Origin of the sequence: Streptomyces sp. NPDC048420 (genome assembly GCF_040651535.1) — a bacterium.
Taxonomy (GTDB): domain Bacteria; phylum Actinomycetota; class Actinomycetes; order Streptomycetales; family Streptomycetaceae; genus Streptomyces.
Window position 1 is genome coordinate 1 of record NZ_JBEZKG010000023.1, and the last position, 14,717, is coordinate 14,717.

At 70.2% G+C, this 14,717-nt stretch carries 12 protein-coding genes and 1 pseudogene; 1 reads left to right on the forward strand and 12 read right to left on the reverse strand.

Annotated elements, in window-relative coordinates; translation table 11 throughout:
• From AB0D34_RS35345 to AB0D34_RS35400, 12 genes and pseudogenes are all read right to left on the reverse strand, one after another.
• On the reverse strand, window positions 1-332 hold a 332-nt coding region (locus AB0D34_RS35345; protein ID WP_362669252.1), incomplete at its 3' end, for a transposase.
• 396 nt (window positions 333-728) lie between these two features.
• Window positions 729-1,163, reverse strand: a complete 435-nt coding sequence (locus AB0D34_RS35350) for a DUF3052 domain-containing protein (protein ID WP_362669255.1) — start codon at window positions 1,161-1,163, stop codon at window positions 729-731.
• Between the two features lie 425 nt (window positions 1,164-1,588).
• A complete protein-coding gene (locus tag AB0D34_RS35355) occupies window positions 1,589-2,596 on the reverse strand; it encodes a LacI family DNA-binding transcriptional regulator (RefSeq protein ID WP_362669258.1) in 1,008 nt (335 codons plus the stop codon).
• Between the two features lie 6 nt (window positions 2,597-2,602).
• Window positions 2,603-4,723 (reverse strand): aminotransferase, encoded by a 2,121-nt coding sequence (locus AB0D34_RS35360; RefSeq protein WP_362669260.1) that lies wholly within the window; start codon window positions 4,721-4,723, stop codon window positions 2,603-2,605.
• A 95-nt stretch (window positions 4,724-4,818) separates the two neighbouring features.
• A pseudogene (locus AB0D34_RS35365) lies at window positions 4,819-5,535 on the reverse strand (phosphotransferase); the annotation flags it as partial.
• A 302-nt stretch (window positions 5,536-5,837) separates the two neighbouring features.
• Window positions 5,838-6,347: a hypothetical protein gene (locus tag AB0D34_RS35370; protein ID WP_362669261.1), complete on the reverse strand. Its 510-nt coding sequence runs from the start codon at window positions 6,345-6,347 to the stop codon at window positions 5,838-5,840.
• Window positions 6,348-6,486: 139 nt separating this feature from the next.
• Window positions 6,487-6,627, reverse strand: a complete 141-nt coding sequence (locus tag AB0D34_RS35375; RefSeq protein WP_362669264.1) for a hypothetical protein — start codon at window positions 6,625-6,627, stop codon at window positions 6,487-6,489.
• Between the two features lie 312 nt (window positions 6,628-6,939).
• A complete protein-coding gene (locus tag AB0D34_RS35380; RefSeq protein WP_362669267.1) occupies window positions 6,940-8,112 on the reverse strand; it encodes an acyltransferase in 1,173 nt (390 codons plus the stop codon).
• A gap of 190 nt (window positions 8,113-8,302) precedes the next feature.
• Window positions 8,303-9,256, reverse strand: a complete 954-nt coding sequence (locus AB0D34_RS35385) for an EamA family transporter (RefSeq protein WP_362669524.1) — start codon at window positions 9,254-9,256, stop codon at window positions 8,303-8,305.
• A gap of 55 nt (window positions 9,257-9,311) precedes the next feature.
• On the reverse strand, window positions 9,312-9,809 hold the full coding sequence (locus AB0D34_RS35390) for a YbaK/EbsC family protein (protein WP_362669270.1): 498 nt from the start codon (window positions 9,807-9,809) through the stop codon (window positions 9,312-9,314).
• The gene (locus AB0D34_RS35395; RefSeq protein WP_362669272.1) at window positions 9,806-11,902 is read right to left on the reverse strand and encodes a class II fructose-bisphosphate aldolase; all 2,097 of its coding nucleotides are present in this window, start codon (window positions 11,900-11,902) and stop codon (window positions 9,806-9,808) included. The genes AB0D34_RS35390 and AB0D34_RS35395 overlap by 4 nt, the downstream gene beginning before the upstream one ends.
• Window positions 11,903-12,051: 149 nt before the next feature.
• On the reverse strand, window positions 12,052-13,494 hold the full coding sequence (locus AB0D34_RS35400) for a hypothetical protein (RefSeq protein WP_362669275.1): 1,443 nt from the start codon (window positions 13,492-13,494) through the stop codon (window positions 12,052-12,054).
• A 697-nt stretch (window positions 13,495-14,191) separates the two neighbouring features.
• Here AB0D34_RS35400 and AB0D34_RS35405 point away from each other — a divergent pair.
• Window positions 14,192-14,716, forward strand: coding sequence for a thiamine pyrophosphate-binding protein (locus AB0D34_RS35405; protein ID WP_362669277.1), 525 nt, complete (start codon window positions 14,192-14,194; stop codon window positions 14,714-14,716).
• Window position 14,717: the final 1 nt, after the last annotated feature.

Genomic DNA, 14,717 nt, shown 5'->3' on the forward strand with positions numbered 1-14,717 from the left:
GCCCCGCCGGGCGGCTCCCGCTGAGCGCCACCGTCCCGGCGGGCGCCGGCCGCGTGCTGATGAGCCCGGCAGACCGTGGAATCGACGTTCACCTCCCAGGTGATCAACCCCGCCGCATCGGCCCTGGCCTGCAACCCGGTCAGCACCGCCGCCCAGACACCACCGCGCTGCCAGCGCCGGAACAGCCCATAGACCGTCTGCCACGGCCCGTACTCCACCGGGAGATCCCGCCACGGCGCACCGGTCCGCACCCGCCAGCGGATCCCGTCAATCAGCCGCCGAGTCGCTGACGGCCTGCCGACCTGCGCGACAGGCAGCAGCGGTTCCAGCACTGACCACTGCTCATCCGAAAGATCCCCACGCCCCACACCGAGATCATCACGGCACAGAGCGCGGCACGAAGCCTCGTTCTAAAACACGCCCTAACCCCTGGGCCACCGGTCAAACGGACACTCCGGCCACGCCATCACTCGGCCTCTGGCCTCTGGCCTCTGGCCTCTGGCCTCTGGCCTCTGGCCCCCGGGTAGCCGGTCACCCCGTCACTCGGCCCCGGATCAAGCGGGCGCTCCGGCCGCCCCATCACTCGGCCCCCGACCTCTGGCACCTGGCCCCTGGGCCGCCGGTCGAACGGACGTCCCCGGCCAACTCAGCACTCGGCCACCGGCCCCGGCCCCGGCCCCGGCCCCCGGGTAACCGGCCACCCCGTCACTCGTCCCCCAAGCAACCGGTCACCGTCCCCCGCCCCGGTTCTCCCTCCGTCGTACGAACTTCAGGCCCGACCAGTCCTCCCCCAGCGCCGCGACCTTCACGTCGACGACGCCGAGCGGCAGGAACACGTCCCGCAGGCCGTTCTCGGTGATGTCGCTGACGTGGCCGGCGGCCCGGCGCGGCCAGGCGATCCACAGCACGGCGTCGTCCGCGAGGTTCGCGACCAGTCCGGCCGCCTCCGCCGCGAGCCGTGCGTACTCGCGGCGGAAGACGAGGGCGACATCCGCGCCACGCGGGCCGCCGGCGGCGAGGTCACAGTCGTCGGGCAGCCCCGGGATGTCCCAGCCGTCGACGGCACCGTCGAGCCGTACCCGGTGCCCCGGCTTGATCCCGAGTTTCTTGGCGAGGGGCGTACCGGAGTACCCGCCGCCGCCTGTCACCCCGGTTCCTGCCATGGGACACCTCCGCGCACTGGTCCGATCCCCCGCACTCCATCGTGACGGCGCGGACGCGGGATGTCCGCCGGACACGAGGGCGGGAGGCGCCGTTGCCCGGTACCGGCCCGCGGCCCCCTGACCGACCCCCGAACCTACCGAACCAACCGCGCAAGCAGCGTCGCGAGGTCCGCCAGGAACTGGAGCCACGGGCGCGCCTGTTCGGCCCGGCGTCCGAACCGTCTGTGCCAGGCGCCCGGCCGGATGTCTTCCCGGCGCTCCATCGCCCTGTCCCGCACGCGTCGTAAGGACCTGCTGCGGTTCGTTCCGCTGCGCTTGCGTCGCCTCATGTCCGGACGTTAACCGGGCCGGATGGGCGGCGCAGGGCAGCGGACCGCCAAAGCGGGGGGACGGTTATTGGCGGTAACGCGTAAGTCCACGAACCCCTACCGGCGCGTGGACGCCCGCACGTTCATCTCGACCGGAAGGTCGCGGACGGTGCCCCTCGGCGTCTCGCCGCAGAGGATCTCGTGGAGCAGGCGGGTGCAGGCGGCGCCCATGGTCCGCGGTCGCAGGTCGATCGCGGTGATCGGGGGCTCCGCCGTACGCATGGCGGAGCTGTCGACGCAGGAGGCGAGGAGGAGGTCCACACCCACCGTGCGTCCGGCGGCGCGGAGTTCGGGCAGGACGACGGCGGCCGCGCCGTCCGCGGCGCACACGACCGCGTCGATCCGCGGTGTACGCGCCAGGAGTTGCCGCACCGCGGCCCGGAGGACCTCGGGCGGGGCGCCGAACCGCGCCTTGCCGACGAGTCCGGGTAGGCCGCGCTCGGCGCACCAGCGGGCGTAGACGCGCTGCAGGGTCAGTGACCAGTCGCCGGTGGTGTCGGAGGCCACGAACGCCGGGCAGCGGGCGCCGGACGCGTGGAGGTGGTCGAGGAGTGCGGTCATCGAGGCGTCGTGGTCGGACCAGACGACGCCGGCCGGCTGACAGTCACCGGCGTACCGCTCGGCCGTCACCACCGGCAGTCCGCTGTTCATCAGCTGCTCCACCACCGGGTCCTCGGCCACGGGGTCGCACAGCACCAGCCCGTCCACCTGTGGGACCGCCCCGCGGCGGAGCGGGAGGTGCCCGGAGGACAGGAGGGTGACGTCGAGCCCGGCGCGGGCGGCCTGTTCGGCGACGCCGAAGACGAACGCCATGTAGTACTCGGCGCCGGTCAGGAACTCCGGGATGTGCAGCCCGATGGTCTCGGTCACCGACGTGCGCAGACTGCGGGCGCTGCGGTTGGGGGCGTAGCCGAGCCGTTCGGCCGCGTCCAGGACGGCCCGGCGGGTGGGCCCCGAGACCCGGCCGTGGCCGCGCAGGGCATCCGAGGCCGTGGTCTTGGAGACGGCGGCCGCCCGTGCCACGTCGGCGATGGTGGGCGGCACGGCGTGGTCCCCGGACGTCATGGCGGATCACCAGCCGTGGGTGAGGACGTCGTCGAGGGCGGTGACGAAGAAGTCCGCGCTGTCCCGGGTCAGGCACAGCGGCGGCTTGATCTTCAGCACGCACTGCCGGTCGGACGTCGGCTGCATGATCACGCCGAGTTCGCGCAGCCGCTCGCAGATCGCGGCCGTCTCCTCGGTCGCGGGCTCCAGGGTCGTACGGTCCCGTACGAACTCCACGCCCAGGTACAGGCCGGAGCCGTGGACCGCACCGATCAGCGGGTGGCGGTCGGCGAGTTCGACGAGCCGTCGCTTCAAGTGGCCGCCCACTTCGAGGGCGTTGGCCTGCAGACCCTCGTCGCGCAGCGCGTCGAGCACGGTCAGGCCGACCACCGAGCTGACGGGGCTGCCGCCGGCGGACGAGAAGAAGTAGCCCTGGGTGCGGTAGGCGTCGGCGATCTCCCGGCGGGTGATCACCGCGCCGAGGGGATGGCCGTTGCCCATGGCCTTGGCGACGGTCACGACGTCCGGCACGGCACCCTGCTGCTCGAACCCCCAGAAGTGGGTGCCGAGCCGTCCGTAGCCGACCTGCACCTCGTCCGCGATGCACAGCCCGCCGACGGCCCGGGTGGCCTCGTAGACCTGCTTCAGATAGCCGTCGGGGAGCGCCATGCCGCCGGCGTTGCCGTAGTACGGCTCGCACAGGAAGGCGGCGGGGGCGTGTCCGTCGGCGGCGAGCCGGGTGATGCGGGCGGCGGCCTCGGGGCCGTAGCGCCACGCCTCCTCGCCCCGGTACCGACCGCGGTAGGAGTTGGGCGCGGCGACGGTGTGCACCCAGGACGGGCGCGACGCGAGGGCGTTCGGGTTGTCGGCGACCGACGTGGAGACGGCGTCGCTCGCGTACGTCCAGCCGTGGTACGCCTCCTCTACGGCGACCACGTCCTGCCGTCCGGTCGTCGCCCAGGCGAGCCGCAGCGCCAGGTCCACCGCCTCGGACCCGCTGTTCACCAGGAACACGGTGTCCAGTTCGGCGGGCAGCAGCTCCGTGAGACGTTCGCAGAGTTCGACCACCGAGGCGTAGTGGAAGCGGGAGTTGGTGTTCAACCGCCGCCACTGCCGGTGGACGGCGTCGCTCAGGGCGGGGTGGCCGTGACCGAGAATGGTCACGTTGTTGAGCATGTCCAGGTAGCCGCGGGCCCGGGTGTCGACCAGGTACTGCCGCCAGCCGCGCTCGATCCGCGGAGGTTCCTCGTAGTAGTGCTCCTGGACGGTGGCGAAGGCCTGGTTACGGCGGTCCAGCAACTCCCTGTCGGAGGAGTCGGGTTCGGGCAGGTCGGGGAGCAGAAGTGGCGTCGGGTCGGGGGACACCCGCAGCCAGCCGTCGGCGAGGTCGGGGGTGACGAAGCGGGGTGGGTTTACGCCGGAGAGATGGCTGAGCCGGAAGCCCAGTACGCGCACGCCATCGAACTCGACGACAGTGCCCAGCAGTTGACCGGGCGCCACGGGGCCGGGTCCCAGGGGGCCGGTGTCGACGCCGTCGAGGATCAGGTCCGGGCCGCTGTCCTGGCTCAGCGTCAGCAGCCCGTCGGTGTCACGGGAGACCGTGCCCGCCCACGGGGACCGGACCTCCAGTGGCTCGGTGACGTACAGCTCGACGCCCAGCGCGCAGGTCTCGGCGGGGCCCTCGCCGTCGACCGTTGTGCGGGTCGTGCGGAACTCGCCGTGCCGGGTGCGGACGGCGAGGTTGGCACTCAACTTCCGGCGGACCAGGTCGAGTTCGGCGTTCGGCGACCGCCAGAAACCGGTGTGCAGTTCGTCGGCGAAGACCGAGAGGTCGAGGGCGTGGACGTTCTCGGGGAGGGCGGGCACCAGCCGCTCCCCGGTCACCTGGTCCTCCGGCGGGAAGACCCGCTCCACCGCGTGGCGAAGCTGCGCCGTCATCACCTGTGCCGGTACCGACGTCGCCACCTCGAACATCGTCCACTCGCGGTGGAGCGCGTCCGAGGCGTAGTCGTTGTCGGGGTCGAGTCGCACGTCGTACTGGCCGCTGACCACGAGGACGGCCGACCGCAGCACGACCAGTGGCCACAGTACGGCCAACTCGTCGTCGGTGAGCGGACGTTCGGCGTCAAAGGCCCGTACGGCGGGCATGACGGAGGCCGGCCCGCTCCATGGTGGTGGAGTACGGAGGCGCAGGTGACGGCCAGCTCCGCGACGGCCCAGCCGTGGCCCAGATCGCCGAAGTCGATCACGCCCACCGGCATCGGGCGCCCGTCGGGGGCCGTGTCGCAGACGACGTTGTTGTCGGTGAGGTCGCCGTGGATCAACTGGGTCGGAAGACGGCCGGCGTACGGCTCCACCAGGGCGGCGGCGGCGCGTGCCGCGCGCAGGACCCGCTGGGCGCGGATCTGGTCGGGCAGGTGCGGGGCGAGCGTCTCGACCACCGTGAGCGCGTTGCGGAGGTCCCACAGGCGGGGGCGGTCCGCAGCGGGCGCGTCCAGCCGACACAGCCCGGCGGCGATCCGGCCGGCGACCGAGCCCAGCCGGGCGACGACCGCGGGAGCGAGGTAGCGGCTGTCCATGATGGGCTCGCCGGGCACGAAGTCCAGGAGCAGACAGGCGAGCTGCGAACCGTCGACGCTGAGCCACTGCAACAGCTCACCGTCCACGCCCGACCGCGGCCTGGGCAGGCGCAACTCCGGGAGCGTGACCGCCAGTTCCTCGATCGCGGAGCACTGCAGGCGCGAGGCGGCCGGGTCCACCGCCGGGTTGATCACCTTGAGAACGTACTCCCCCGTGTCTGCGCGCACCCGGTAGTTGCGGTCCTGCTGGCTGCCCAGCGACCGGAGTGTGCCGCGCACCCCGAGACGCACCCCGAAGCGCTCGTCGAGCAGGGCGCGTACGTCGGCGTCGTCTACCTGGGCGATCGGTCGGACGAGCCAGTCGGCGGAGGGAAGTCCCATGGGTGGCACCGGTTCTCGTGCGTGTCTCTTGAATGCCGGATCTGTTGAATGCCGGAACGTTCCGGCAAACGTAGGGCCGACATTTCGGGTGCGTCAATGTGCACCGGTGACATTCACAGCTCGTCGGAGGCAGGCCCGCGCGGATCCTTCATGACGACCGGCAGCTCGTTGCCGCCGCCCGCCGAAGTGCGGTGGGCGGACTCCTCCGCGTCACGCAAGGCCGTACGCAAGGGGACGCGGGCGCGCCCACGAGACAGCCCACGCCGGTCAGGCAGACGGCGCCACCCGCGAGATCCTCAGTCCTACCGCCTGTTGATGCCGGGCAGGTACACGCCGTAGCCATCCAGCATCGTGAGGGTCCGTGCCCGCGTCCGCTCCTTCATGTACGGCCAGGCCGCCTCCACGAGGCCGTCGGCGTTCAGGAGCTGTTCGAGCACCTCGAAGTAGGCGGCGCCTCGGACGCTCTCCAGGGAATGCTCCGTCAGCCGCTCCACGAAGTCCCAGCAACGTTCGAGTAGTTCTGTGTCCGGAGTGTCGCTCTCCAGCTGCGGCATCAGGATGGGCGTCATGAAGCACTCGGCCAGCACCGGGTAAAGCTGAAATGGCACGTCTTCGGTCAAAACGGCTGCTTCCGCCGGCATCTCGTATTTCTCGGCGATGAACTCCGCGGTCTCGGGGACGGTGCGCAGCAGAAGGGAGGGAATCTCCTCGAAGGGAACGTCACTCATGTCTTTCCGGTTTCCTGTGCGGTGGTCGCTGGTGCCGGTACGGGGCCTCATGCGCTCCAAAGGGTCCACGATGTCCTTGAACATCTCCCAGGAACCTCGACCGACGCCGTAACGCGCAGGCGGGTGGGCCGACCAACGGGCTTCGGAGCCTTGTACGGTACCGGCTCGAACACCTGCCAGGTGAGATCCTTGACTGCGGGCGTCTTTGTCACGGTGGAGAAGCTCACCTTGATGTTCCCCGCCACCCCTTCTGCATGTGCAGTTCTTTCTTGCCGGGGAGCCGCTTCCCCGCGTGGAACTCGTAGATGATCGCCGTCGCTGTCTTGCCGTCACCCATGACCTTCTGCTCCAGCGCCCTGTCCATGTTGGGAATTCTGCTGAGGACCTTGTCGAGGCCTGACCGGATTTGCCGCCGTTCCCGGTTCGCCGGGGTGAGGTTTGCTTGCGGCCGTGTCGGGTGTGCCATCGGTAGGCCGCACCGAACTCGCCGAGCGGCGCCGCCCGAAGCCGCACACGCCGGGCCCGGCGTCCAACAGAGCAGCCACCTTCTCGTGATCTCGCGCGTCGAGGCCCCGCTGGTCCCATGAGAGCGAACGGACACCGACCCGGACGCAGCCTGTTCCGGCGAAATCCGCCGGCGAATCTGCCGGACGGATCACAGAACCGAACCGGAGAATCAAAGGCGTTGAAGGTCTCGCGCACTCTTCTCTGTCCCATAGGAACGAACCAGTGCGAGCATTGATTTCCAGGACCTGTTCCCCTTGAAGGGATTCTCGAAGATCCGGGCGAAAAGCCATGCACCGAACACCGAGACCGGCAGGGCCACCACAAGCGTGAACCCGAATGTGGGCAGCCCGGGCGATACGAAATGCGGGGCCACTCGGCGGATCACGGCCAGGACGATCGGCAGATGGATCAGGTAGAGGCTGTAGGAGAAGCCACCGAGACTCCGAACGGGCCGCGCGGTCAGGAGCCGCACGAGGACGGCGGGTCTGCCGGTGGCAACCGCGGCAATCAGCATCGTCATGGCGGGAGCGATGGCGAGATCCACCCAGAAGTAGTGGGTCACCGTCCAGACCGACCCCCGGACGACCCCGAGAGCCACGACCGGCACGGCGGCCAGGACGGCGAACCATCCCCAGGGCAGGCGCCGCACCCTGTCCGACGCAACGACCACTCCCGCTCCCACCATGCCGGCGACGAACACGGGGGCGAGATGCGGAGCGAGCCAGTTGTCGCCCTCCACGGGAGACGCGTCAACCGCCATCAGGCCACGCGCGATCACCGGAAGAGTCACGCACGCGACCAGCACCGCCGCGCCCCACCGCCGCCGGACGAACAGCAGAAGGGGAAAGAGGAGATAGAGCTCGGCCTCGACCCCGATCGACCAGAACGCGCCGTTCGGTGTCGGCGCGGCGAACATGTCCTGAGCGAGAAGGCCGTACACCAGAATCGACGAGCCCGTAGGCGGTCCGAAGTGCGACGCCGGCACCACGAACCAGGAAATGATCAGACTCATCACCAGCGCCGCCCAATACGGAGGCAGGATGCGCCAGGCGCGTCGGCGCAGGAACTGGGCGACACCACCCGACCCCCAGCCGTGACGCGCGGGAGAGATCGCCAGCGAAAACCCGGACAGCACCAGGAAGAAGACGACGGCAAGGCGCCCGAACATCAGCCCGTCCAGCCATGAGGGCGCCGAACTGTCCGGATATCCCGGGAACGTGTACAACCAGCAGTGGAACAGCACCACATACAGTGCCGCCAGGCCACGGAGACCATCCAGACCCAGCACCTGCCGACCGACGTCCGCCCCGCGCGCCCCCTCCTGCCCCGCCGGGACGACCACGTCGAGAGCGTTACCGACCGGACTGCTCGCATCCACTGAAATCGTTCAACCCTTTTCTGTGCAACCTACGACAGGCGCATGCCCACAGCGACTGATACGTGAAGTCCGGCTGAGCAGTTCAACCCTCTGTGCCGCACGGAGAACGACCAAGCCCTCGGCACGCACATTCCAAGGTCAGGAAAACGCCCGCTCAGCGGACCACGCGCTCCTCCACCTCGACGTCAACCGCCTCGGCCCCAACCGCCGCGTCCGGCGCCACGACCGGCCGTGGCGCCGGACGCGGCGCACCGTGCGCCGTGATGATCCCGGCGATGACCAGCACCGCCCCGACCGGCTGGTTCCACGTCAGCCGCTCACCCAGCAGGATCACGCCCGCCGTCACACCGACGACCGGGGTGAGGTAGGTGACCGCGGAGGCGTTCACCGCGCCCCACGCCTGGACGATGTTGTTGTTCCACAGGTAGGCCAGGCCGGTACTCAGGGCGCCCAGAGCCAGCATGCTGACCGCGATCGGCGCGTCGAGGCGGGGCGCGGGCCCCGCGAGCCAGGGTGTGGCCGCCAGCATGATGACCGCGCCGATGGTGACCTGTACGAAGGCGACGCTGACCGCCGGCAGTCCGCGCGGGGTGATGAAACGGCGCAGGTAGACGAAGGCGACGCCGTAGCAGGCGGTTGCGCCCAGACAGGCGAGCTCGGCCAGGAGATGGCCACCGCCGCCGGCCAGGCCCCCTGGGCCGATCAGCACCAGGACCCCGGCGAACCCCGCGAGCAGACCCGCCGTACGGCGCCGGTCGAGCCGCTCGTCCGCCAGGGCTGCCGTACTGACCGCGAGGGTCAGCAGCGGGGTGGTGGCGTTGAGGATGCTCGCCATGCCGGAGTCGAGGTGCTGCTCGGCCCAGGAGAAGAGCAGGAAGGGGACGACGCACAGCAGGACGGACACGACGGACAGCCGCAGCCAGAGCCCGGGATCCCGGGGAATCCTGCTGCGGGTCACCGCCATGACCGCGCAGAGCGCCAGCGCGCCCAGCACCAGTCGGCCCCAGACCACCTGAGCGGGTGTCAGCCCGTCCAGCGCGACCTTGATGAACAGGAAACTCGAGCCCCACGCGCACGCCAGCGCGACGAACTGTGCCCCGATCCGCACCCGCAAGTCGACGCACCCCCCTTTTTCTTGTGTCGGTCCTGCTCCGTGTCCGTCCCTACTCCGCTGAGACCGGAACCACCGGCGCCGCGATGGGCGCCACCGCCGGCGCCACGATCCGCACGTAGTCCTCCGTGGCCATGACCACCGACCGGTCCAGCCGCCCCGCGTTGAAGGCGATCTCCTCATGGGCCGCGAGGAACTCCGCGTCCACGACGACGGGCAGCGTGCCGGACAACGACAGCGGCGGGATGGCGCCGACCACACAGCCGGTGAGCTGCTCGGCCAGTTCCGACGGGGCGAACCCGCCCTTCTTGCCCTCGACCGCGGCGACGACCTTCTTCAGGTCCGCGCGCCGGTCACCCGCCAGCACGGCCAGCACCGCCGGGGACTCGATCCCCTTCACCCGGCATACGAGCGCCTTCGCACCCTGCGACACGGTCGTGCCGCGCACCGCGGACACCTCCTCGGAGCGTCCTTCGGCCGGGTGCTCGACCACGCGGTACCTGGCCTTCTCACGGTCGAGAAGGTCGACGATCTGCTCAAAGGGACTCAACTGCGGCCTCCCTGGGCCTCTGTGGGCGTACGGCCACGGAGCGGGGCCGCGTAGCACCGCTCCAACCGGCTGACGAAGGTGTCGACGAAGGACGGCGGCGCATCGGTCCATGAACGCCAGTCACGTGTCGCCTCCGCAAGGTACGACATGCGCCGGACATGCTTCCAAGTTCCCTCACCCGTCGGTGAGTTGAGGTCACCGGCGAGGTCGGCGGCGAGATCCACGGGCAGTTGGGCGCGCAGCGCCTCCAGATAGTCGGCGTAGACCCCGCTGCCGAAGTTCACCCGGGCGACCCCGTGCGCCGGCAGGGACACGAGGTCGACCCTGGAGAGCGAGCTGCCGCCGTGCACGACCAGAGCGCGGCCGGTGCCCTCCAGGACGCCGGTGAGGGCCTGGACGAGCCCGTGGTCGATCGCCGCATACCGGTGCCCGCGCGCCGGCTCGGTGGCGAAGACCTCGTCCCACAGTTCGGTCTTGCGCCGCGCCTTGGCCAGCCGCTGCTCCAGCCACTCCTTCTCCAAGGCGTCGAGCAGCGGCCGCTGGAACACGGGGACCCGGGTCCGCGCCTCGCGGAACACGGCGTCGAGCCGCGGCCCGGCGTCCGGCCCGTCCCCTTCCGTCGTGGCCCGGCGGGCCAGCGCCGCCACCAGCCGGTGCTCGGCCGAGTAGCCGGGCAGCCCGGCGTCGTTGAGGTCCTTCTCGACGCGCACGCAGGCCTCGGCGAAGGCGTGCAGGTCGTCGCCGGTGGCACAGTCGTCCAGCAGGCCGACCTTGGCCAGCGACCGGCGGGTGGCAGCGAAGCCGTAGTCGAAACTGTGGAACTGGCCCACGTGCGCCCCGACCAGATCGAGGTCCGTGTTCTCGACGAACCTGGTGAAGTCGCTCATGGTCGTCTTGTTCCATTTGCGTAGCCCGGCCCCGTCGATGGAGCCGATCTCGCCCTCGACGAGGACGCCGTAGCGCCGTGCCAGTTCCGTGGCCGCGTTGGTGAACAGCACGTTCTGGTGGAGCGTACGGCCGGACCCGTCGACCATGACCGAGTCGAACCCGGCCTCGCAGGCGGCCTGGACCACCTCGTAGTCGTCCGCGTGGTCGAGGTGCAGCCGCAGCCGCGAGCCGAGCGCGGTGTTGAGCCGGTCGATGTCCTGCCGGAGCGAGCCGAAGACCTCGGCGACGGCGGCGACCGGGCCCCGGCCCGCGCTGTCCGCGACGAACAGCAGGGCTTCCTGCGGAGAGATCTCGCAGTAGACCTCCCGCCGCGTGCGCGCCGAGAGCAGGGCGTACGGCAGCAGCATGGACGGGTGCTTCACGTTGAAGTTCGGTACGGTCCCCGTCCACCGGGCGGGGGGCGCCACCGCTTCCGCGACCGGCCGCGTGCCGGGCCGCCGGTTGCGCAGTTCCCAGTGGTATTCGCGCCGCACGCCCTGCACTTCGGCAAGGAAGTCGGGCAGGTCCGTGTCGCCGGGCGACAGGGTGCGCACCAGCGGGCCGAGGGCGCGGGGGTCCAGGGCGCGGGGGTCCTCGACCATGAAGACCACGCCGAGCAGCGGGTCGTCGCGGCGCAGCGCCTCGGTGCGGCGAGCCGCCCAGGTCATCGCGGCCAGGCCGCTGACCGGGAGTTCCTCGCACACGAACGCCACCGACTGGGCGGCGAGCGTGTCGAGCACCCGCTCGCACGACAGCCGCTCGTCGGCGATGACGGTCCGCAGTCCGAGCCGCTCGAGCAGCTGCCGGGCCCACTCGGTGTGCCAGACCTCCGCCCCGATCACGGCGTGCGGTGCGTCGGCGCGGCGCGGCCGTACGGCGGCGCCCAGCACGCCCGGCGGCAGGGGAGGCCGGGGGATCAGGCGGGTCATCGCGCTCGCCGGGGAGCCGGGGGCCGTGGCGCCCGGGGAGACCGCCGGCGCCACCTGGGCGGTGGCCGGGGGCGCCGTAACACTCGCCGGGGCGGTAGCGCTCGCCTGGGTCGCCGGGCCGGCCGTACTCGCCGGGGTGGCAGCGCTCGTACGGGCCACAGTGCCCTCCGCACTCGCCTGGGCGGTGGCCGGGGACGCCGTCGTACTCGCCGGGGCGGCAGCGCTCGCATGGATCACCGGGCCGACCGTACTCGCCCGGGTGGCAGCGCCCGTACGGGCCACAGTGCCCTCCGCACTCGCCTGGGCCGCAGCGCTCCTACGGGTCGCCGTACGCCCCGGGTCCGCAGCGCTCACCGTGGCCGACGCGTTCGGCGGAGTGACCGTGCTCACCGGAACACCTCCCCGAGGAGACGGGCCGCGGCCGGCGAGTCGACGGAGGCGTCGAAGGAGTAGGCGAGTCGGTCCAAGGGGTGGTCCTGGAGGAGGTCGGCGACCTCGGCACGGACCGCCGTGGGCTCGGCGCGGCGCAGCACCACCTTCGCCACCAGCCGGGCCACCTCGCGCATCTCTGCCTCGCGCAGCCCGCGCCTGGTCATCGCCTGGACGCCGAGCCTGAGGCCGTGCAGCCCATTGGCGCCCGGTACCTCGATGTTGGTGGTGCGGATGCCGGCGTGCGCCAGGTCCCCCAGGGACAGTCGCAGTGCGTCGGCGGCCGACCCGGTGATGATGTGCACCTGGTGGGTCTCGGTGAACCCGAAGGACTCCCCGGAGACCCGCACCCCCTCCTCGTGCAGGGCGTGCGCGAGGGCCTTGGCGTTGGCGAGGATCTGACGCGCGTAGTCGTGGCCGTAGAGGGCGATCTCGGACAGGGCCACGTACATGGGTGCGATCAGCTCGGCGTGCGAGTTGCTCTGCATCTGGGGGCAGACCCAGTCCGACACCGCCCTGAGCTTCGGGTGGTCCGCGTCTCGGAAGGCGACGTACGCCTTCTGCGGTCCGGCGATGGTCTTGTGGGTGTTGCCGTGCACGGCGTCCGCGCCGAGCAACGTCGGCTGCGGCAACGCCCCGCCGGCGATCAGGGCGCCGTCGTGGCTGGCGTCGTAGGCGAGGAAGACACCCTCGGGCAGCGCGGCCCTGATCTGGGCAAGCGGCTGCCAGCGCAGTTTGAACGACTGGTCGAGGATGACGAGCTTGATCTCCGGGTGCTCGGCGCACAGCGTGGCCAGCCGGTCCACGTCGACGAGCAGGGTCCGGTCGACCATCGGCAGGTGGTAGGTGTTGATGCCGGCGGCGGCGGCCAAGGACTCCAGGGCGAAGTGGCCACCGTCCTTGTGCGCGAAGTGCACGAAGCCGTCGCCGCGCCCGCAGGTACCCAGCAGCACTGCCTGCTCGGCGACCGAGCCGCCGTTGGGCCGCCAGTCGAAGGTGGCCGCCTCGAAGAGCTGTCTGCCGATTCCGGTCAGCTTCCCCACCAGGGACGCGTTCGCGCCGGAGTCCGGGAAGGCCCACTCGCCCGCCTCGGCCGGGTACGGCGGGGCGAACTCGTAGAAGCCGCCCTGCAGTCCGCTGCCGAGCATCCGTACCAGCTTGCTCGGGTAGTTCTCGCTGGCCGTGAGGCTCAGGTGCTGCTCACGGTAGGTGTTGTCGAGCACGAAGTCCGAGGCGAGCCGCTCCAGCAGGTCCGCCACCCGGTCGTCCGACCACACCGGGCCGAAGCCGCCACTGTCACCCCCCGAGGCCTCTTCGATGATCCCCTCGGCCGCCACGACCGCCGCCTGCGCTTCGTCGTCGACAAGGCCGATACCACTGTCTTGTTCTGCCGCACGCATGAATCAACCCCCGTTGAATGTCGGAAAGAACCGAAAAGAAAAAGAAAGAGACGCCAGAAAAGGGAAAAGCGAGGAGTCGACACCCGCACACGACCCGCTCTTCCACACGCCGATGGCGCCGAATGTACACGAGAAAGATCAACTCGGTCCATTGAAATCCGGCCACCCTTACCCTCACCTTATCGGCCGCCAGCAGGCTCGCCACGGAAGGCGCAATGCAGACAAGACACACCAACACACACCCGCCACACCGCCCGGATTGCGCCCACAGAACCCCGCAATCCAGTGCGCACGGGGCCCGCAGAACACCCGGCGCCCCACCCTCGATCTGACTCAAACCCGATGTACCGGGTACCGACTCCCGGCCTCCGACCTCCGCCCACCGCCGCGCGACCTGCACATCAGCCACCGCGGCGGTGCGGAAGGAGGTCGGAATTCAGCCCTGTTGCCTCACGATCACCTTCTTCAAACATCGAAATTCAGTCATTACTGGGCTCAAATCGATTCAGCCACCACCCACAAGCTCACCGAACGCACGACATACCCGACTCGCCCCTTTTCGAAATCCACCGGCTCGCATACTGAGATGTCATTGCGAATTCCCCTGTGTGTCTTGCAAGATCCATCAGCCGGGGGGCACGGAGACGCTCCTCGCCGGGCGTGATCACGTCCGTGCTTCGCAAGAGAAAGGTCATACGTGCTGCCTGAATATTCGTCGGCGGCAGGACCCGGGACCAAAGTCGCAGAAACCTTGCTGAACGCCTTCGTGACCCGCGGGCATTCACACTTCACCGGCGTACCGTGTTCCCTGTTGAAGGGCTTCTTCCGACTACTCGAGGACCCCGACTGTCCGGCGGCGTACATACCCGCGCCGCGTGAGGACAGCGCCCTGGGAGTGGCCTCCGGTCTCGCCGTGGCGGGGGCCAGGCCCGTGGTTCTCATGCAGAACTCCGGCCTCGGCTACTCGCTCAACGTCCTCACCTCGTTCAACCTCATCTACGACGTCCACCTGCCGATCGTGGTCAGCTGGCGCGGTCACGACGACAAGGACGCCGTCGAGCACGACGTCATCGGACGCGAACTCACCCGGCTGCTCGACGTGTTCGGGCTTCCCTGGACCGTGCTGGACAACGAGCACCCCGAGGACTCCGTGGAGGCGTTCCTCAAGCAGTACGACGCCGGCCGCAGCACCGCCGTTCTGATCGTCCGGGAGGGGATCTGAC